Annotated in this window: 21 protein-coding genes; 18 read left to right on the top strand and 3 right to left on the bottom strand. The window is 53.8% G+C overall.

The features are described 5' to 3' along the window. Positions 1–56: 56 nt before the first annotated feature. The 4 genes from L0M99_RS01995 to secA all read left to right on the top strand — a co-directional run bounded on the left by L0M99_RS01995 (position 57) and on the right by secA (position 4,769). A complete protein-coding gene (locus tag L0M99_RS01995) occupies positions 57–314 on the top strand; it encodes a type II toxin-antitoxin system RelB/DinJ family antitoxin (protein WP_101930281.1) in 258 nt (85 codons plus the stop codon). Next, positions 307–570, top strand: coding sequence for a Txe/YoeB family addiction module toxin (locus L0M99_RS01990; protein WP_278609271.1), 264 nt, complete (start codon positions 307–309; stop codon positions 568–570). The genes L0M99_RS01995 and L0M99_RS01990 overlap by 8 nt, the downstream gene beginning before the upstream one ends. A 65-nt stretch (positions 571–635) precedes the next feature. Further along, entirely contained in the window at positions 636–1,829 is a 1,194-nt protein-coding gene (metK, locus tag L0M99_RS01985; protein ID WP_238127545.1) for a methionine adenosyltransferase, read from the top strand. Positions 1,830–1,991: 162 nt separating this feature from the next. Then, positions 1,992–4,769, top strand: a complete 2,778-nt coding sequence (gene secA, locus L0M99_RS01980; RefSeq protein WP_238127544.1) for a preprotein translocase subunit SecA — start codon at positions 1,992–1,994, stop codon at positions 4,767–4,769. 143 nt (positions 4,770–4,912) lie between these two features. Here the strand turns inward: secA and L0M99_RS01975 are convergent, their stop codons facing one another. Beyond that, positions 4,913–5,536 (bottom strand): Rv3235 family protein, encoded by a 624-nt coding sequence (locus L0M99_RS01975; protein ID WP_238127543.1) that lies wholly within the window; start codon positions 5,534–5,536, stop codon positions 4,913–4,915. A gap of 292 nt (positions 5,537–5,828) precedes the next feature. Between L0M99_RS01975 and L0M99_RS01970 the strand changes: the two genes are divergently transcribed. Next, complete coding sequence (locus L0M99_RS01970; protein ID WP_238127542.1) at positions 5,829–6,392, top strand: DUF6912 family protein; 564 nt, start codon at positions 5,829–5,831, stop codon at positions 6,390–6,392. Here the strand turns inward: L0M99_RS01970 and L0M99_RS01965 are convergent. After that, positions 6,389–6,817: an HIT family protein gene (locus L0M99_RS01965; RefSeq protein WP_238127541.1), complete on the bottom strand. Its 429-nt coding sequence runs from the start codon at positions 6,815–6,817 to the stop codon at positions 6,389–6,391. The two genes, L0M99_RS01970 and L0M99_RS01965, sit on opposite strands and share 4 nt — an antisense overlap. A gap of 193 nt (positions 6,818–7,010) precedes the next feature. Here L0M99_RS01965 and ftsZ point away from each other — a divergent pair, with 193 nt between their 5' ends. From ftsZ to L0M99_RS01900, 13 genes are all read left to right on the top strand, one after another. Beyond that, positions 7,011–8,354 carry a cell division protein FtsZ gene (gene ftsZ, locus L0M99_RS01960; RefSeq protein WP_024059283.1) on the top strand — a complete coding sequence of 448 codons (1,344 nt, stop codon included), beginning with the start codon at positions 7,011–7,013 and terminating at the stop codon, positions 8,352–8,354. Positions 8,355–8,360: 6 nt separating this feature from the next. Further along, entirely contained in the window at positions 8,361–9,107 is a 747-nt protein-coding gene (gene pgeF, locus L0M99_RS01955; RefSeq protein WP_238127540.1) for a peptidoglycan editing factor PgeF, read from the top strand. Positions 9,108–9,216: 109 nt separating this feature from the next. Further along, the gene (locus L0M99_RS01950) at positions 9,217–9,681 is read left to right on the top strand and encodes a cell division protein SepF (RefSeq protein WP_024059281.1); all 465 of its coding nucleotides are present in this window, start codon (positions 9,217–9,219) and stop codon (positions 9,679–9,681) included. Positions 9,682–9,684: 3 nt separating this feature from the next. After that, the gene (locus tag L0M99_RS01945) at positions 9,685–10,014 is read left to right on the top strand and encodes a YggT family protein (protein WP_024059280.1); all 330 of its coding nucleotides are present in this window, start codon (positions 9,685–9,687) and stop codon (positions 10,012–10,014) included. Positions 10,015–10,196: 182 nt separating this feature from the next. Then, positions 10,197–10,997 carry a DivIVA domain-containing protein gene (locus L0M99_RS01940; RefSeq protein ID WP_024059279.1) on the top strand — a complete coding sequence of 267 codons (801 nt, stop codon included), beginning with the start codon at positions 10,197–10,199 and terminating at the stop codon, positions 10,995–10,997. Positions 10,998–11,121: 124 nt separating this feature from the next. After that, positions 11,122–11,664: a signal peptidase II gene (gene lspA, locus L0M99_RS01935; protein ID WP_238127539.1), complete on the top strand. Its 543-nt coding sequence runs from the start codon at positions 11,122–11,124 to the stop codon at positions 11,662–11,664. Continuing rightward, positions 11,657–12,577 carry an RluA family pseudouridine synthase gene (locus tag L0M99_RS01930; RefSeq protein WP_238127538.1) on the top strand — a complete coding sequence of 307 codons (921 nt, stop codon included), beginning with the start codon at positions 11,657–11,659 and terminating at the stop codon, positions 12,575–12,577. The genes lspA and L0M99_RS01930 overlap by 8 nt, the downstream gene beginning before the upstream one ends. Positions 12,578–12,672: 95 nt before the next feature. Then, on the top strand, positions 12,673–13,449 hold the full coding sequence (locus L0M99_RS01925; protein ID WP_238127537.1) for a helix-hairpin-helix domain-containing protein: 777 nt from the start codon (positions 12,673–12,675) through the stop codon (positions 13,447–13,449). A gap of 7 nt (positions 13,450–13,456) precedes the next feature. Next, positions 13,457–15,082: a ComEC/Rec2 family competence protein gene (locus L0M99_RS01920; protein ID WP_238127536.1), complete on the top strand. Its 1,626-nt coding sequence runs from the start codon at positions 13,457–13,459 to the stop codon at positions 15,080–15,082. Beyond that, the gene (gene holA / locus L0M99_RS01915; protein WP_238127535.1) at positions 15,064–16,032 is read left to right on the top strand and encodes a DNA polymerase III subunit delta; all 969 of its coding nucleotides are present in this window, start codon (positions 15,064–15,066) and stop codon (positions 16,030–16,032) included. Before L0M99_RS01920 ends, holA begins: the two co-directional genes overlap by 19 nt. Positions 16,033–16,062: 30 nt before the next feature. After that, complete coding sequence (locus L0M99_RS01910) at positions 16,063–16,464, top strand: Fur family transcriptional regulator (protein ID WP_316076752.1); 402 nt, start codon at positions 16,063–16,065, stop codon at positions 16,462–16,464. Positions 16,465–16,663: 199 nt separating this feature from the next. Next, entirely contained in the window at positions 16,664–16,939 is a 276-nt protein-coding gene (locus L0M99_RS01905) for a type II toxin-antitoxin system RelB/DinJ family antitoxin (RefSeq protein ID WP_283217019.1), read from the top strand. After that, positions 16,936–17,214: a type II toxin-antitoxin system YafQ family toxin gene (locus L0M99_RS01900; RefSeq protein WP_238127533.1), complete on the top strand. Its 279-nt coding sequence runs from the start codon at positions 16,936–16,938 to the stop codon at positions 17,212–17,214. Before L0M99_RS01905 ends, L0M99_RS01900 begins: the two co-directional genes overlap by 4 nt. A 2-nt stretch (positions 17,215–17,216) precedes the next feature. Here the strand turns inward: L0M99_RS01900 and L0M99_RS01895 are convergent, their stop codons facing one another. Then, on the bottom strand, positions 17,217–17,837 hold the full coding sequence (locus tag L0M99_RS01895) for a response regulator transcription factor (RefSeq protein WP_238127532.1): 621 nt from the start codon (positions 17,835–17,837) through the stop codon (positions 17,217–17,219). Positions 17,838–17,897: the final 60 nt, after the last annotated feature.

Here is a 17,897-nt window from a genome sequence, read left to right as displayed (position 1 = left end):
TGCAAAACCTCTAGTATGTACTTGAGAAGCTAGAGTTTGTATATAAGGAGAACCAGATGGCGCAAGCAACTGTTAACTTTCGGATGGACGCGAGCTTGAAAAAATCGCTTGAAGCCACGTGTAAAGAACTGGGGCTTACAGCTACCAGCGCCTACACCATGTTTGCAGCAAAGGTCGTGCGGGAGAAGCGGATCCCGTTCGAGGTGGCTATTGACCCGTTCTATTCAGAATCAAATATGAAGCGTTTGCGCAGTTCAATAGCCCAAATGGAACAAACTGGCGGTACCATTCACGAGGTTTTGCCCGGTGATTAAGGCTTGGACAGATTATTCTTGGGAAGAATTTCAGTATTGGTTGAAACAAGACAAGAAAACTGTGAGACGAATATTGAAGTTGATACAGTCAATTGACCGTAACGGGTACAAATGCATAGGTAAACCTGAACCTTTGCGGGGAGATCTTTCTGGATACTGGAGCGTTCGCATCGATGAAAAAAATCGGCTGGTGTTCAAAATCGATGGCGAGGTGTTGCGTATAGTGCAGTGTGGAACCCATTATGGTGACTTCTGACGCTTAACTCCGTTCACGTCTCTCCCAATTCCCGCAACCGCCAGCCCTGCCATAAACTGGAAACCATGAGCCCAAAGCAGTCGATTTTTACTTCTGAATCCGTAACCAGTGGTCACCCCGATAAAGTCTGTGACCGCATTGCCGACTCCATAGTCGATGCCCTGCTAGAACAAGACCCAGAAGCCCGGTCTGCCGTGGAAGTCATGGCGACCACCGGGCAGGTACATCTGGCCGGCGAAATCACCACTTCCGGATATGTAGACCTGCAAACCCTGGTGCGCGAAACCATTAACGAAATCGGCTACACCTCCTCTGATATCGGTTTCGATGGAGATTCTTGCGGAGTGCTGGTATCTATCGACCGCCAGAGCCCCGACATTGCTCAAGGAGTGCAAGACTCGTGGGAAACCCGCGAAGGGTCGGCAGTAGATGCTTTTGACCAGCAGGGGGCCGGCGACCAAGGGATGATGTTCGGCTACGCCTGCAACGAAACCCCTGATTTAATGCCCGCCCCGATCTGGCTGGCACACCGCTTAGCGAAGCAGCTCGAAAAAGTACGGCGGGAAAAAATCCTCGACTACCTGTGCCCCGATGGAAAAACCCAGGTAACCGTACGTTATGAGGACGGGCGCCCAGTAGGGCTAGACACCATCGTGCTTTCGACTCAGCATCTAGCATCCGTCAGCCTCAAAGACCTGCGTGAAGAAGTAAAATCCGCGGTGATTGACCCAGTTATCGCTCAGGTGCCTTGGATCGAGGACAGCGATTTCCGCACCCTGGTAAACCCGGCGGGACGCTTTATCTTAGGAGGCCCGGCCGCTGATACTGGCGTTACCGGTCGCAAACTGATCGTCGACACCTACGGGGGGATGGCGCGCCACGGCGGAGGCGCGTTCTCTGGAAAAGATGCTTCTAAAGTTGATCGCTCCGCGGCCTATGCTGCCAGGTGGGTAGCCAAGAACGTGGTGGCGGCCGGCCTTGCGGATCGGGCGGAACTGCAGGTGGCTTACGCTATTGGCTCGGCGCACCCGGTGTCGATAGAACTGGAAACCTTCGGCACCGAAAAAGCGGATAAGACCCAGATTTTGCAGGCAGTCCGGGAAACTTTCGACTTGCGACCGGCAGCTATTATCGACCGCCTTTCGCTGCGCCGACCTATCTATTCGCGTACCGCCGCCTACGGGCATTTCGGGCGTTCCGGGTTCACCTGGGAAGATGCCGACATGGCGCGGGAGTTGCGGGCAAAGCTGGGGGCATAAAAACAGGAGGCAAGCTGGGGCGTGACCACCAGCGAGCCAAGCTCAGAGCCTAAAACTAGCGCCACCAGGTGCTCAGCCTAAAGAAAAAACTAAAACAACTAATCGTGCTTTTTGCCGCAGCCATATAGAATCGGTAAACGGAGCGAACACACGGGAGAACTGATGTCATTTTTTGAAAAAATCCTGCGCATGGGCGAGGGGCGTATCCTCAAACGCCTAGACCGGACAGCTCGCGAAGTTGTGGCGAAAGAGGACGAATACGCCGCCCTCAGCGACGAAGAACTAAAAGCCAAGACCGACGAGTTTAAAGAGGCACTGGCAAACGGGGCAAGCGAGGATGAAATCCTGGTTGACGCCTTTGCGACTGTGCGGGAGGCTGCCTGGCGCGTCCTCAAACAAAAGCCCTATCACGTGCAGGTAATGGGGGGTATCGCCCTCCATAATGGAAATATCGCCGAAATGAAAACCGGTGAAGGTAAAACCCTGGTCGCCACCATGCCCAGCTATCTCAACGCGCTGAGTGGCAAGGGCGTGCACGTAGTCACGGTTAACGACTACCTCGCCAGCTATCAAAGTGAACTAATGGGGCGCGTCTATCGCTTCTTGGGGCTAACCGTGGGCTGTATTGTCAATGGTCAAACCCCCACGGAGCGGGTAAAACAATACCAAGCGGATATTACTTACGGGACTAATAACGAATTTGGGTTCGATTATCTGCGCGACAATATGGTGCAGCGGGTAGAAGATATCGTCCAGCGAGGACACAATTTCGCCATCGTGGACGAGGTGGACTCGATTCTTATCGACGAGGCGCGTACCCCGCTGATTATTTCCGGTCCTGCCCAAGGCGAAGCAGACCAGTGGTACAACAAATTTGCCTCCCTGGTAACCCGCTTAGAAAAAGATATGGATTACGAGGTCGACGAAAAGAAACGCACCGTGGGGGTTACCGATGTGGGGATCGCCGCAGTCGAGGATTTCTTAGGAATCGAGAACCTCTACGAAGCCTCCCACACTCCCTTAATCGGCTTCCTCAACAACGCGATTAAAGCGAAAGAGCTGTTCAAACGGGATCGTGACTATATAGTTCGTAACCGGGAAGTGCTAATCGTTGACGAACATACCGGGCGCGTAATGGAAGGGCGGCGCTACAACGAGGGCATGCACCAGGCGATTGAAGCCAAAGAGCACGTCCCGGTTAAAGCCGAAAACCAGACCCTGGCCACCATCACTTTGCAGAACTATTTCCGCCTGTACAACAAACTTTCAGGCATGACCGGTACCGCCGAAACCGAGGCGGCCGAGTTCATGAACACCTACAAGATTGGGGTAATCCCGATTCCGTCGAACAAACCGATGATCCGCATCGATCAACCGGATTTGGTTTATCCTTCCCGGCGCGGCAAACTCAAGGCGATTGTTAGCGATATTAAGGAGCGCCACGAAAAAGGCCAACCGATTCTGGTGGGTACTACCGATGTGGCCAAGTCGGAAGAGCTTTCCATCATGTTGGATGAGGCCGGGGTGCCGCACAATGTGCTGAACGCTAAACAGCATGCCCATGAAGCCCAGGTGGTTTTTGATGCCGGACGTAAAGGCATGGTTACCGTGGCCACCAATATGGCTGGTCGTGGTACCGACATTATGCTGGGCGGCAATCCGGAACATATCGCGGATCAGAAGCTGCGTGCGCAGGGACTTGACCCGGAAGAAACTCCCGAACAGTGGCGTGAAGCCTGGTCGGATGCTTTATCTCAGGCTGAGGCCGAGGTAGCCGACGAACATGAAGAGGTCGTTGACCTGGGCGGACTATACGTCCTCGGTACTGAACGCCACGATGCGCGCCGGATTGATAACCAGTTGCGAGGGCGTTCTGGTCGTCAAGGTGACCCCGGGGAATCCCGCTTCTACCTGGCAATGGACGATCCGTTAATGATGAAGAATATGGCGGCGTTCGTTACCCGCTTTATGAATTCTTCGCTCTACCCGGAAGATCTACCGCTAGAATCCAAGATGGTTTCCGGGCGTATCCAATCCGCGCAGCATCAAACCGAAGCGCAGAACTTCGAGATCCGTAAGAACGTCCTCAAATATGACGACGTAATGACCGATCAACGCGATCTGATTTATACCGAACGTCAAGAAGTGCTGCAAAAGGAAATAGATCTCGATGAGCTGATTCCTTCCTACCTGCGCACGCTGATAAAAGAAGCGGTCACCCATACTACCAGTGAAGGCGCCGATTCCAATGAATGGGATCTAGAAGCACTGTGGAACAATTTGCGCGCGGTTTACCCGGTGCGTGCCTCCCTTTCGGAGCTCAAAGACGAGGACGGCTCTTTCCTACATATTTCGGCTTCCGAGCTGGAAAATATGCTGCAAAATGATATTGCCGATGCCTATGAAGAAATTCTCGATCAGGTTAATGAGAACCCGATTGCGATTGATCAGCTGGGTGACCAGCCGATGGCGGAACTGGAACGCCGCGTTTTGCTAGCTACGGTTGATCGTCTTTGGCAGCAGCACCTCTACGAGATGGATTATCTTAAAGAGGGTATTGGCCTGCGGGCAATGGGGCAACGTGACCCCTTGGTGGAATACAAGTCCGAGGGTGCGCTCATGTTCGAAAACATGATGGGACAGGTGCGTGAAGATACCGTGACCGGGATCTTCAATTTTGCCCACCAGTTCCAGCAGGTCTATGAGCAGCAGTTAGAGGTAGAAAAGCAGCAGGCTGAACAAGCCAAGAAGAAGGCGATAGCGGAAGGCTCGGTGATGGGGGATACCGGACATAAGGAATCCTCGGAAACGGTGCCGGCGGGCGCGGGAGCTTCTAGGCAAGGCTCCGCTTTTGGCGCCGAGGCGGCGCGGCAAACTGCCGCGCAAGGCGGAAACCGGGCTCAGCGCCGGGCTCAAAAGAAGCGTAAGAAGCGTCGCTAATCCTTCCGGGGAGCGCTTGTAGCTCAACGCTTAGCGGTACTTTTGAGATTTCGTTGTGGCTGGGCTTGCGGTAATCGGGCGGGGAATCCCTAGGTAAACCCATACGGAACTGATGGCTTTTCCGCAGCTGCTGGCGTATGCGTTCACCCGATCTCAAGCGCGGAGATTCTCCATTTTTTGCCGCAGGGGATGATCCGCATCGCCACCGCCCGTACCCGCGAGCCATCGCTGATACTCACTGCCACTTCGAAGGCGCCGCCGCCCTCAGTCCCGATCCCGGCTTTGCTACAAAGAATTCGGCGGATCTGAATCGCTGTAGGCAGAGGACGATGACGCTCGCTGCGTGCTAATGCCAAGAAGGATCCTTGTAACTCGGGGGTAAACCAGTTGGTTACCGCCTGCGCGGATCGGCGGCCAGAAAACACTTCGAATATGGTTTTCACGGCCGTTGCCACCCATGGTTTTATCTGGGGTAATGACGATAATGAGGCAGCTTGCGGGTTTGCGGGGGTTTTCTTACGGGCTTGAGGGCGAGGAAGCAGGGTCTGCACTTCCAGGGGGCCATATTTGGGGCTTAAGGGAATTCGCGGAAGTGCGGGACAAATTATGGCGTAGGGTCCGGGCGTGTCACTGTCTTGGGGACAAATTGTTACCAGGGGCTTGCCGGGCGGAAATAGCTCTTGAGTCCGGTTTACGTTTTTTACCTCTGGGGAAACATCATTTTCTGTGACCTCCCGGAGAAGGAGGGCTGGCGCTGCTGAACTCATCGACTCACATCCTTTAAATATGAGAGGAAAACTCTAATTCATTAGAGAGGCGCGGGTAAGGGGGCTCCGTTGCCAATTGGCGTTTTCGAACTGTTTAAACAGGTATATGCAGATTCTTCTTTTAATAAAAGTCTCTAAAGCGTAGCTGTCAGCGACCCCTAAATTAAGAAAGAATTAAAGACAGGTGAGTTTTTAATGAGGCCTTTGGGTTGGTTGCTAGTTGACAATCGAGTATCCGGGCAACGCCGCGCCGCAGGCCAAAGAACTCTTGGCAAACCGCTACAATTGCGAGATGAGAATTTATCTTCCCCTAGCGGTATCTGACCTGTTTGAGCCGCATCTATATTCCCGTAATGCCTGGCAGGGCAGTGCTGATTTCTGTCAGCTTTGGGGAATTGATCCTCTCGATAGTGAGCAGGCGGAAGATTTGGCGATGACTATGTCCGCTATGTCTTGTCTGCAAGGAGAAGTAGTGGGGTATCCGGGGCGAATAGTCGCGGCGCTCGATGTTAACCCTCAGGAGTTGGGCGCGGAAAATGCCCCCGGCGTATTTGCAGTCAAGTCTGGCTTTGACTGGGAGCGCTTAGTGAGCCTGCATGTGGACTCTCCGGATAACTTGGAGCTTTGCACCCAGCTTAGGACGCAGCTTCCTTCCCGGCTGGCAGCGGCGTGGAGCCGCGGTAACTTTAGTGATACCCGCAGTGAAATACCAGAAAACGGCGGCAATGACCTACCGGAAGCAGAATCAGCGCAGCTGGAGCTTTGGGAAGAGCTAGCGGCGGAGCCACTTTCCTGGTTTGATGCCAGCGAACTTGATTATCTGCGCCGCTCGCTAGCTGAAAATTCTGTTTCTTAGGCGCTAGCTTCCGCCTCGCGGGCGTATCCCTGGGCGGCAATCGCCTGACGCAACGTCTGCATAGAGGTAGCGATCTCCTCCGCAGTGGCCGGTTGGGCGTGAGCGAACTTAATGTCCTCCATAGAGTTCGCCGGAATCAGGTGTAGGTGCAGGTGGGGTACGTCGAATCCCGCGATACTCAGGCAGGAGCGCTCAGCGCCGAATGCCTGCCGTTGAGCACGCCCGATAATCTGTGCCACTTTCATCAGGTGTTGCAGTTCGTCTGTGGGGGCATCCCAATAGTTTTCTACTTCCCGGCGAGGAACCAGCAATACATGTCCGGGGGTGATGGGGTTAATGTCGGCAAAGGCGACACAAATATCGTCTTTCCAGCAGAACTCGCCGGGTATTTCGCCAGCGATAATGCGAGTAAAAATAGTGGACATATTTCCTCCTGGGGTAGTTCTTGTCTCTAATGATATGCCGGGATGGCAAATGAGAGACTTTTATGGAGAAATGGGCAACACGCGCCCAGAATGCTTGCTGAAAACTCCTCTTTACATAGGATTTTCGTTTGACCAAGAGGGCTAATAATCCTAACTCTAAACTAAAGCTTTAGGGTTAGATCGGAGGGCGACCGTGACAGTACCAGATACTAACCTGGCAGATATTAAAGTCGTAGGCATCGGCGGGGGCGGAGCAAACGCCGTTAACCGCATGATCGATTTCGGGCTTAAAGGCGTAGAGTTCATCGCGATTAACACAGATGCGCAAGCGCTGATGATGTCAGATGCAGACGTCAAATTGGATATCGGGCGGGAAGAAACTCGCGGTCTGGGAGCAGGAGCTGACCCCAAGGTAGGCGAACGCGCTGCCGCTGACAACGAAGAAGAAATTAAAGACACCCTGGAAGGTGCAGACATGGTCTTCGTTACCGCTGGCGAGGGCGGCGGTACCGGCACCGGGGGCGCTCCCATCGTGGCGCGGGTTGCGCGTGAAATGGGCGCTCTGACTATCGGGGTAGTCACCCGGCCTTTCTCTTTTGAGGGTAAACGCCGGCAGACGCAGGCGGAAGCCGGGGTAGAGGCGCTACGAAAAGAAGTAGACACCATTATTGTGATCCCCAACGATCGCCTCCTAGAAATCTCAGATCAAAACATCACTATGGTTGATGCTTTCTCGGCTGCTGATGAGGTCTTACACTCCGGCGTACAAGGCATTACCGACCTGATCACTACTTCCGCCCTGGTTAACGTGGACTTCGCCGATGTAAAAAGCGTGATGAAGGGAGCGGGTACCGCCCTGATGGGAATTGGCTCGGCCACCGGTGAGGATCGCGCGATTCGCGCCGCCGAGGCCGCTTTCATGTCTCCGCTGCTAGAGGCAGATATTGATGGGGCACTGGGAGTGCTGATGTTCTTCCAAGGTGGCTCGGATATGGGTCTTATGGAAGTGCATCGCGCCGCCGATATGGTACGCGAAATGGTGCACCCCGAAGCCAATATTATTTTCGGTGCCAACGTAGACGAATCCTTGGGCGACCAGATCCGGGTGACAATCATTGCGGCCGGGTTTGATGATCCCAAGAAGGGCAAGAAGAGCGCGCGGGTAGAGAAGAAAGCAACGCCCGAGCCGGCCTCGAAACCCGCCGCCTCCTCCACCTCCTCCGTGCCAGAGAAAAACGAGGATTCCACGGCCACTTCTGCGATCCCGGCTTTTCCGCGCCGTGCAGTTCTGAACCAGGACGAACGCAGCGTGGGGGATCTTCCGCGCTCCAGTGTCAGCGGAGGGGCGCACCGGCTCCCGGTGACCCCGCCCTCGCGCGATGCCTTTAGCCGCAAAGAAAACGAAAGCTCCAGCAGCTACCGCGACAATTTCGGGGTTAACCGCAAGAGCGAGGACGATAGCACCTTAACTGTGCCGCGCGTATTCGAGGACGACGACCAAGAATCGGGTTTAGACGTACCCGACTTCATGCGGTAGGCCCAAATGTTTCGCATCGGCGGCGCACAGGCAGTTTTTACCAACCGGATCGGGGGGAAATCCTCCGGCGAGTACGCTACCCTCAACCTGGGAGATCATGTCGGAGATAACCCGGACATCGTAGCAGAGAACCGCCGGATCGTTGATGAGGCGATCGGGCGCAAAGTGGTCTGGATGCACCAGACCCATTCCAACCGGGTGGTGCAAGTCCGGCCTGGTCACACCAATGCTCCGGTAGAGGCCGATGGGATTGTCATCGATACTCGCGAGTTCGCAGAGCTGGGACTAACCACCCCGGCAGCGGGAGTGATGGTGGCTGATTGCGTGCCCCTACTACTGGCTTCCGATGATGGTCTACTAGTGGCGGCCGTACATGCCGGTAGAGCCGGAATGGTTACCGGCATTGTTCGCGAAGCGGTGCTGGCGTTGCGGAAACTAGGGGCGCAAACCGGAAAGATTCACGCTGCTATTGGCCCGGCTATCTGTGGAGCCTGCTACGAGGTTCCCGAGGCAATGCGAGCCCACGTGACCGGACATGTGCCTGCCGCGTGGTCACGTACCCGGATGGGAAGTCCCGGGTTGGATTTACAGGCGGGGGTAATTTCGCAACTCAAGTCGGCGGGAGCCCGGATTACTTTTGCCTCTAAACGCTGCACTTTTGAAGATCGCAACCTCTATTCCTACCGCCGTGACGCCCATACGGGCAGGTTCGCGGGAATAGTGGTGGGCAAGCGAGAAGTCCCAGCCGGCTGAACTGCGCATTTAGGTGCATAGTTTTGGAAACACGCCGTAGTAATACTTCAAAAAGAACCCAGTCCCGTTTAACGTTTTTGTAGACCAGTATTAAAAGAAGGAGAACCTGATGGGCGCTTTGAGGAAGACGATGGACTATTTAGGTCTGTCCGAACCACAAGAGAACGAAGAATTCAGCGATGAACTGGAAAGCGCAGTTCCGGATGCTGAAGTTCCCACCCCTCGTCCTAGGATTGTAGAACCGGCTTTGCGTTTCCCGCATGCAGTCAGTTCCCAGCCGGAGACTGCTTCAGAGCTTAAACGGATTGTGACGATCCGGCCTACCACCTATAACGAGGCTCAAAGTATTGGGGAAGCCTTTAAAGAGGGCACTCCGGTGATTATGAACCTGGGGGCAATGAATGACCTGGAAGCGCGGCGGATGATTGATTTTGCTGCCGGACTCAGCTTCGCCCTGGATGGGGGAATTGAAAAAGTTACTAACCGGGTATTTTTGCTTTCTCCGAAGTCTGTACAGGTTGACGAGGGCGAATCTTCGCTGGGATCCAAAAGAGACTTTTTCAATCAAAGCTGATAGATGCTCACTTTAGTCTATTGGGTCGGTCAGATAGGCAGATGGCTTCTCCAGCTGTATATTCTGGCGTTGATAGTGCGGGCGGTGCTGTCTTGGGTGATGGCACTGAACCCGAGTTGGCGGCCAAAAAACTCGGTTACGCTATTTCTTTGTAATGTGGTTTTTGGATTAACCGATCCGCCTTTGCGTTTCTTAAGCAGATTCATTAAACCCCTGCGACTTGGGACTATTGCCCTAGATTTGAGTTTTATCGTACTGTTCTTGCTGGTCACAGTATTGATAAATATTTGGATCCACCTGATTAACGCGCTGCTAATTCTTTTGCACGGATAAAAGTGCAGAAAATTGGCTAAAGTGTTGCTCAAAATGATAGATGTTACTATTGTTGATGATGTGGAAGTTGAGCAGATCTTCGGTATGCTTGTTTCCAACTGCAACCTATAGCGCAGAAGTTCCCGCTGGCAGGTAGAGCGCCTACCTCGGGAAAAACACGATAGATAACTGAGGTGACAGGTATGGCTCTGCTGACTGCTGAAGATGTCCACTGGAAGCAATTCCAGGCGACCAAGTTCCGTGAAGGCTACGATCAAGAAGAAGTTGACGAGTTTCTAGATGAAGTCGTGGAAACTATCGCGACTTTGCAGGATCAGAATGCGTCCCTAAAGACTGAACTAGATGAGGCGCGCCAGCAGGCAGCTGATGGTGGCCAGGTAACTGCCAGCGACAGCGGTGAAGAAACCGCAGCCCTAAAGGCGCAGCTTGAGACCGCTAATGCGCAAATCGCGGAAATGCAGGCGCAGGTACAGCAGTATCAGGCGGCTGCTGCCGAGGGCGATCCGCAAGCCGGGGAGCAAATCCAGGCTTTGCAGGCACACTTGGCCCAAACCCAGCAGGAAGCCCAAGCGGCACTGGCACAGTCTCAAGCAGAAACCCAACAGGCCGTGGCGGAAATTGAGCAGCTGCGGGAGCAACTGGCACAGGCAGAGCAAAACGCACAGGCCGGCGCGCAGCCTGGTTCTGAACAGCCAGAGGATGCCACCTCTATGCTGGCGCTGGCACAGCGGGTGCATGACGAATACGTGCGCAATGGACAGCAAGAAGCTGATCAGATTCTGGAAGATTCCCGCCTCAAGGGTGACCAGATCGTACGGGAAGCCAATGATGAGCGTCGTCGCGTGCTAGAGCAGCTTGAATCCGAACGTGCAGACCTAGAGTCTCGGGTCGATGACCTGAAGGCCTTCGAAAACGATTACCGCCAGAAGGTGCGCGAACACCTACAGGCTTTGATCGGTCAACTAGATGCTCAAGAGGCATAGCGAGTAACTTAAACTTAGTTCCTCCTAAGAGCCAGGGAGGATTAGAGCGGCGCCATCACGTAAGTGGTGGCGCCGCTACTTTTTTATTAAATTTAGGCATAGAGCAAACCGACCTGGAAAGAACATGAATCAGCGAAAAAAACAAAAATCGGCACCGCTCCTGGTGATATTCGTTTTCGTAGCGCTACCGGTGTTAATCGTTGACCAAATCACTAAAGCCTGGGCACTTAGCGTCCTGGAACTGGGAGCGCCTGAAAAACCCTTTATTGGCAATTTTATTGGTCTGCAATTGGTGCGTAACCCCGGGGCGGCCTTTTCGCTGGCAGAGAGCTTCACTTGGGTGTTCTCGGTGATAGCGGCGGTGGTACTAGCCATTATCGTCTGGACTGGACGGGCAATGACTAACCGTGCCTGGCAGCTTTCCCTAGGGCTGCTGGCCGGAGGGGCGCTGGGAAATCTGGTCGATCGCCTCATTCGCCCTCCGGGAATCTTCCGGGGGCATGTGATCGATTTTTTGAATTACCGTTCGATGTTCGTCGGTAATGTTGCGGATATTGCGATTGTGGTCGGGGTAGTTGCGGTAGTAGTGCTGGTGGTGCTGGGCGTCCCCTCGGTTAGCGGTAATCACTCTTACAAACCGGAGCGGGTGCGGGGCAAGGATGCGTGACCGGGTTCGCCTGCAACTTCCTGAATGCGCCCAAGGTAAGCGCCTTGACCAAGTGTTGGCAGCCGAACTGGGGATTTCTCGCTCTCTGGTTGCCAAACTGATTAAACAAAACTATGTCAAGGTAAATGGAACCGTTCCGCGAAAATCAGCGGAGGTAACCCGCGGTGACCAGGTGGAAGTGCTGCTGCCTGATGTAAGCCCAAAAAGTCTAGAAACCCCTGCACCGCTGCCGATTCTTTACCAGGACGAAAATATTGTGGTGGTCAATAAGCCGGTGGGGATGGCGGCGCATAGCGCTCCCGGATGGGAAGGGCCAACGGTAATCGGAGCCCTGTTGGCTACGGGACAAGAAATTGATACCTCTGGTCCACTTGAACGTAAAGGAATAGTTCACCGTTTAGATGTGGGGACTTCCGGGGCGATGGTAGTGGCCAAGTCGCAGTTAGCGTATGACCGCCTGCAAGCAGATTTTCGCGCTCGCCGGGTGAAGAAGATCTATCAGGCATTGGTACAAGGCTATCTAGATCCGGCCGCGGGCACTATTGACGCTCCGATTGGACGCCATCCTTCTCGCGATTTCAAAATGGCGGTAGTAGCGGGAGGCAGGCCGGCCATAACTCACTACCGCACCTTGGAGTCCTTGCCGAGGGCAACCCTGGTTGAGCTGCAGCTAGAGACGGGGCGGACGCATCAGATTCGAGTGCATATGCAGGCAATTGGGCACGCTATCGTGGGTGATCCTACCTATGGGGCAAATCCACTGCTAGCGAAGGAACTGGGGCTGAAGCGGCAGTGGCTACATGCGGTGAGCTTAGGATTTACCCATCCAGTAACTGGTGAACAGGTGAGCTTTCAAGCGCCTTTGGCCGCTGATTTAAAGGACGCATTAACCCGCTTGCGCCGCGGATTCTGATTGAGCTTTGTCCCCCGCGCTAGGCGGGGTTGGATTTTCCTGTTGCAGTTTATTTAAAGATTGTCGAGGACGCGCCAGCGGCTTATTTTCGCTCTATGGCTCCAGAAAAACCCAGCTATACCCGCTCGCATTTTCGTCAGGCATCCTCTCAGGTTCCGCGGGCACAACAGCTTTTGCAACAGGCAGAAACCCGGCTGCGCTCTGGCGAGGGTGGTGCCCGTCTGCGTTGGGCTCCTTCCCCGCGAATTGTGCTAGCTGCGCTAATAGCCGTGGTGATAGTGGCGATGATGGCAGGGTGGGCGCAAGGTAAAACTCCTAGCAGCGGGTTATCTTCAACAACCCCAAGTTTTAGTGCTACTGCTAAAGCCGCGCCGGGGTCTCCCCCTGCTGCCACCGGAGAGGTACTGGTGGATGTAGTGGGTAAAGTTAAAAAACCGGGAGTAGTCCGTCTGGAGGCTTCCGCGCGGGTACAAGACGCGATAAAAGCTGCCGGAGGAGCGCTTCCCGGTACCGACCTGTCGGGATTGAACTTGGCACGCCACTTGAGTGACGGCGAACAGCTGCGGGTAGGAATCGAAGAGAACAGTGCGCCGGAAGTAGGGGCGAAGTCAGGTGGGGCAGGCGCGGCAGAAAGTGCCGGGCAACAAGCTGGTGCGGGCGCTGTAGCCGGCGCGGGCGGCGGAAAAATCTCTATTAATGAGGCCTCGCAGCAACAGTTAGAGCAGCTTCCGGGGGTGGGGCAGGCGCTCGCGCAAAGGATTGTAGATTATCGCCAATCCCAGGGACGTTTTCAAAACCTGGAAGACTTGAAGAATGTGTCTGGAATTGGGGAGAAAAAATACGCGTCCTTGGCGGCAATGATCAGGCTCTAGGCAAGCTATGAAGGGGAGAATCCTAGATTTACGTTTAGCGCCGGCAGCCATTATTGCCTGGTTGGGTGCCTTGGTTTTACCTGCTCTTCCCTTACAATGGTTGCCACTTATCGCTGCTTTAACTCTCGGGGGCGCTGCCGTGCTTTTGCTGGCCAGCTACTGGAGAATTCTGAGCCGAATTATCTTGGCAGGCGCTCTGGCTTTAGGGGCGCTGGGCGGGGTGGCGGTGGCAATTAGCCAATCGGCGCGGGTGATAGCCGCAGACCCGTTAGCACGCGCCTGGCAGGGGCAGATCGACCGAGTCCAGGCGATAGCGCTGGTAGAGACGCCGCCGCGAAAATATGACCCGGCAAGCGAGCAACAGATAACCCAGTTACGTCTATTATCAGCCCGCCTGCCAGATACCCCAGCGGTAAATACTGGGGTGAAATTGGTGGCGTTTGGTCAGCACCTGCCAAAATATCCTCGTGGAACGGTTATAGAAACCGTGTTGCAGTTAAAAAAACCGTCCCGCGGCCGGGAACCTAATGCCAGGGAATCTAACCAAAATTTAACCACGGTAATCAGCGCCAATGCTCTCTTAGAGATCTCCGGAAGAATCATCGCTAGCCCCAAAGTGAGAGCCGGGCCGCTCGGGGCGGCGGCCCTGAAAGAAAAGTTCGCGACCCGGCTGGAAGAAAAACTGGTAGCTGCAGATTCTCCGGCAGCAGCTACGCTGCTGCCGGCCATGATTCTCGGAATCAGAGCTGATGCGTCGGAGAATACCGAGGCATTAAAAACTGCGGGAATAGTGCATATTACCTGTGTGTCCGGGATGCATATCTCGGTGCTACTTTCCTTGGTAGCGCTACTTAGTGCGGGGTTAAAACGCCGCTGGCGTCTGTTGGCGGGTGCCGGTTTGTTAGTGGGGTACTGCCTGCTCTTAGGGCCTTCTCCTTCGCTGCTGCGGGCGGCGGTAATGGGGATGGTTTCTCTGCTGGCGCTAGCTAGAGGCAAAGAGCCATATTCTTTTAGCGCCCTCGAAATCGCAATTATCGGTCTGCTAATTTTTGAACCCGGATTCGCATCCGATACCGGATTTTTGCTCTCAGTCAGCGCTACTGCAGCAATAGTGCTGGTGGCACGGCCTTTAGAAGAAAAACTACACCGGGCAATAGCGACAGTAAAAAGACAGGGGAGCGGGCGAACCCCTCGATTATTGCGGCAATATTCCGCACTTTTCCGGAAGTTCTTGGAGGCATTCCTCTCCGTTTGCGCAGTGAGCTTGGTGGCACAACTAGCTTGCCTGCCGGGGCAACTGTTAATTCGTCCTGGAATCAATACCTTGACCGTCCTCGCAAATGTAGCTATCGCCCCGGTAGTGACCCTGTTGATCTGGGGCGGAGCCTGCCTGACATTCCTGCCACTGCCTGGAACATTTTTGGCAAAAATACTGGGGATAGGCTGCACTTGGGTGATGACAGTGGCTCGGGCGGTCGCCTCCAATCGATTCGCAACCTTGCCATGGCCAGCAGGCGGGGCAGGGATTTTGGCATTGGGGATAGTGGGGGCGGGGCTGACCTATATTTACCGCTGCTACTTTCCAAAAAGGAAGATAAATGGCAATGTTAAATCATGGCCTCAAAGCAAATGAGTTGGCGCGATTGCACCTTAAGTTCCGGGGTGCTCATACGCGGCCCCGAGAAGCTGCTGGCAGATCGCGCCCTGACTCGTTTAAAGCAACTGGGACGAAACCAAGATCCCACCCTAGCAGTGACCGAGGTGACTGCTAACGGTTATCAGGCAGGTTCCCTAGATTCCTTGACTTCGCCCTCATTGTTTGGAGAAGCCCGCCTGGTAGTGATTCCCGATTTCGAATCCGCCGCTGATGATTTGGGACAAGACCTGGCAGCCTACCTAGCTGCGCCACAAGCAGATTGCTGGGTGGTAGCCATGCACGATGGCTCCAATAAAGGAAAACGCCAGGTAGACAAGATTAAGAAAGCGGGAGCACAGGAAGTAAAAGTCGCGAGGATTAAGAATGCGCGTGACAAATTATCCTTGGTGGTCGAAGAAGTGCGCACTGTCGGCGGGCGCATAGAGCCGGCCGGAGCGCAGCTGCTGGTAGATGCGCTTGGTGAGGATCTCGCGGAACTAATCGGCGCGGCTAGGCAGCTGGTTTCCGACTATCCGCAGGCGGTAACCTTGCAGGCAGTACAACAGTTCTACGGGTCTCGAGTGGGGGCTAGTGGGTTTAACGTAGCCGATGCCGCCGCAGTGGGGAATCTTTCGCGCGCCCTGGTGCTGCTGCGGCAAGCGTTTTCTTCCGGAGTTCAGCCGGTCGCTATCGGAGGTGCGCTCGCCCTAAAGTTCCGTAACCTGGCAAAAGTCAGCGTCCGGGGAGTAAACCCTTCCCAGCTAGGAATGGCGCCTTGGCAGCTGGAAAAAGCACGGCGAGAAGTACGCGGATGGAGTGATGCTCACTTGGCGGAAGCGATTAAGATTATTGCGCAAGCCGATGAAGATGCTAAAGGTGCTAGCCGGGACCCACAGTATGCGCTGGAGGCGGCAGTTAGGAAAATCTGTCTTTTACGGCAAAGCTGAGCAGATGCAGGAAAGTAGGTAAAACAGGCAATGGCAATGCAGCGTAAAACCCGCCAACGGGACGCGATTATGGCAATCATGGCTGATGAAACGGATTTTCGTTCTGCTCAACAAGTGCATACTGCCCTGGTTTCAGCCGGACAAGCGGTGGGACTGGCTACTGTTTACCGCAACCTGCAGGCGCTAACTGAGGCCGGGGAACTCGACAGCTTGCGTTCAGAGGAAGGAGAAACCCTCTACCGGCGTTGCGCGGCGCGCCGGCATCATCACCACCTGGTGTGTCGAAACTGTGGTTATACGGTAGATGTGCAAGATGACCAGTTAGAACAGTGGATTGGCGAGATTTCTCGGCGCTATAAGTTCAGCAATATTGAACATATGGCAGACGTATTCGGTTTGTGCGCCAACTGTGCGAACCAACCCGCAGAATAATCTCCTAGGTTTCAGGTATTACTTTCGAGCGCCCTCAGCAAAGTTAAAATACCTGATTATAGGGATCGCGCCACCTCCGGAACTATTTTTACCCTCATCCTACCCCTCAGATAGTACAAATAAACTAGCTATTGCATATCTAATGCCTGGATAATAGACTTATTATAGATGTATTTTATTGCAGGAGAGAGGATTTGCTATGTCCGGTACTACCAGTTTCAGTGTGCGCATGGATAAAGATGTTAAGCAGCAAAGCGAAGATATTTTTCGCAATCTAGGGGTTAATATGACTACCGCGATTAATATTTTTTTGCGTCAGGCTATCCAAGCGGGAGGATTTCCGTTTGAAATCCGTCAAAAATCGCCCAACTATCAAACCCAGATGGCTCTAGCAGAAGCAGAGAGATTACTAGCTGACCCAGATGCAAAACGCTATTCGGATGTCGAAGAGGCGTTAAAAGAACTAAAATCATGAGCTACCAGATTCAATGGACTAACCGGTTTAAGAAAGACTACAAGCAGGCTATTCGGCGTGGGCTTCCCATAGAGGAGCTAGATGACGTTATCCGGCTGTTAGCAGGTGGAGAAGCACTTCCAAAAGCACTAAAGGATCACGCACTAACGGGAAACTGGTTGGGGCATCGCGAATGTCATATCCGCCCTGATTGGCTACTGATATATAAAATTAGTTCTAACCAAATTGAGCTTTCGCTAACACGAACGGGAACGCACTCGGACTTATTGCAGTAGGATTATAGCCAACCGGCGGCGCTAGCGGTTTGAGCAGCTTCGATTCTGCTTTTAGCTCCCAGCTTGGTCATTGCACCGGAAATGATATTACGTACCGTGCCGGGAGCTAGGAAAACTGTAGCCGCTATTTGCTCGATACTAGCCCCAGTTAAGGCACAGTTCAGAGTCTCGATTTCTCGCGGGGTTAAAGGATTAGGTCCTTGAGCTAGGGCATCGGCAGCCAATTTAGGGTCAATATGTTTAGCTCCCGCATAGATATTGCGAATAATGCTCACCAGCTGATCCGCGGGGGTGTCTTTGACAATAAAACCGCTAGCTCCTGCCGCAAGTGCCCGGCTTAAATATCCGGGACGACCAAAAGTCGTTACTATCAGTACTTTTGTGTCTGGGAAAGCCTGTTTGATTTCGCGAGTTAAATCCAGTCCGGAATCTGACCCCATCTCAATATCTACCAACGCCACATCAACTGCCTGTCCACTATTTTGTAGGGCGCGCAGCTGCTGTAACGCTGCCTGGTTGTTGTCAGCCTGCCCTGAAACTTTGAGGTCGTCCTCTAAACTAAGCAAACTGGCTAAAGCTTGTCGCACCAGGGTTTGGTCATCTACCAGCATTAGCGAAATCATGTTCTAATTATTCCATAGCGCTAGTTGAGTAAGTACCACAAGTATCAGGCACAACACTCG

Source organism: Varibaculum cambriense, assembly GCF_022133705.1.
GTDB lineage: Bacteria > Actinomycetota > Actinomycetes > Actinomycetales > Actinomycetaceae > Varibaculum > Varibaculum cambriense_A.
Note: the sequence above shows the minus strand (reverse complement) of the source record. Positions and strands in the feature narration are given on the sequence as shown.

Excerpts from the sequence above, each read along its gene's own strand:
- L0M99_RS01995 (WP_101930281.1), top strand. The coding sequence starts at position 57 with ATGGCGCAAGCAACTGTTAACTTTCGGATGGACGCGAGCTTGAAAAAA.
- metK (WP_238127545.1), top strand. The coding sequence starts at position 636 with ATGAGCCCAAAGCAGTCGATTTTTACTTCTGAATCCGTAACCAGTGGT.
- secA (WP_238127544.1), top strand. The coding sequence starts at position 1,992 with ATGTCATTTTTTGAAAAAATCCTGCGCATGGGCGAGGGGCGTATCCTC.
- L0M99_RS01975 (WP_238127543.1), bottom strand. The coding sequence starts at position 5,536 with ATGAGTTCAGCAGCGCCAGCCCTCCTTCTCCGGGAGGTCACAGAAAAT.
- L0M99_RS01970 (WP_238127542.1), top strand. The coding sequence starts at position 5,829 with ATGAGAATTTATCTTCCCCTAGCGGTATCTGACCTGTTTGAGCCGCAT.
- L0M99_RS01965 (WP_238127541.1), bottom strand. The coding sequence starts at position 6,817 with ATGTCCACTATTTTTACTCGCATTATCGCTGGCGAAATACCCGGCGAG.
- pgeF (WP_238127540.1), top strand. The coding sequence starts at position 8,361 with ATGTTTCGCATCGGCGGCGCACAGGCAGTTTTTACCAACCGGATCGGG.
- L0M99_RS01950 (WP_024059281.1), top strand. The coding sequence starts at position 9,217 with ATGGGCGCTTTGAGGAAGACGATGGACTATTTAGGTCTGTCCGAACCA.
- L0M99_RS01945 (WP_024059280.1), top strand. The coding sequence starts at position 9,685 with ATGCTCACTTTAGTCTATTGGGTCGGTCAGATAGGCAGATGGCTTCTC.
- L0M99_RS01940 (WP_024059279.1), top strand. The coding sequence starts at position 10,197 with ATGGCTCTGCTGACTGCTGAAGATGTCCACTGGAAGCAATTCCAGGCG.
- lspA (WP_238127539.1), top strand. The coding sequence starts at position 11,122 with ATGAATCAGCGAAAAAAACAAAAATCGGCACCGCTCCTGGTGATATTC.
- L0M99_RS01930 (WP_238127538.1), top strand. The coding sequence starts at position 11,657 with ATGCGTGACCGGGTTCGCCTGCAACTTCCTGAATGCGCCCAAGGTAAG.
- L0M99_RS01925 (WP_238127537.1), top strand. The coding sequence starts at position 12,673 with ATGGCTCCAGAAAAACCCAGCTATACCCGCTCGCATTTTCGTCAGGCA.
- L0M99_RS01920 (WP_238127536.1), top strand. The coding sequence starts at position 13,457 with ATGAAGGGGAGAATCCTAGATTTACGTTTAGCGCCGGCAGCCATTATT.
- holA (WP_238127535.1), top strand. The coding sequence starts at position 15,064 with ATGGCCTCAAAGCAAATGAGTTGGCGCGATTGCACCTTAAGTTCCGGG.
- L0M99_RS01910 (WP_316076752.1), top strand. The coding sequence starts at position 16,063 with ATGGCAATGCAGCGTAAAACCCGCCAACGGGACGCGATTATGGCAATC.
- L0M99_RS01905 (WP_283217019.1), top strand. The coding sequence starts at position 16,664 with ATGTCCGGTACTACCAGTTTCAGTGTGCGCATGGATAAAGATGTTAAG.
- L0M99_RS01900 (WP_238127533.1), top strand. The coding sequence starts at position 16,936 with ATGAGCTACCAGATTCAATGGACTAACCGGTTTAAGAAAGACTACAAG.
- L0M99_RS01895 (WP_238127532.1), bottom strand. The coding sequence starts at position 17,837 with ATGATTTCGCTAATGCTGGTAGATGACCAAACCCTGGTGCGACAAGCT.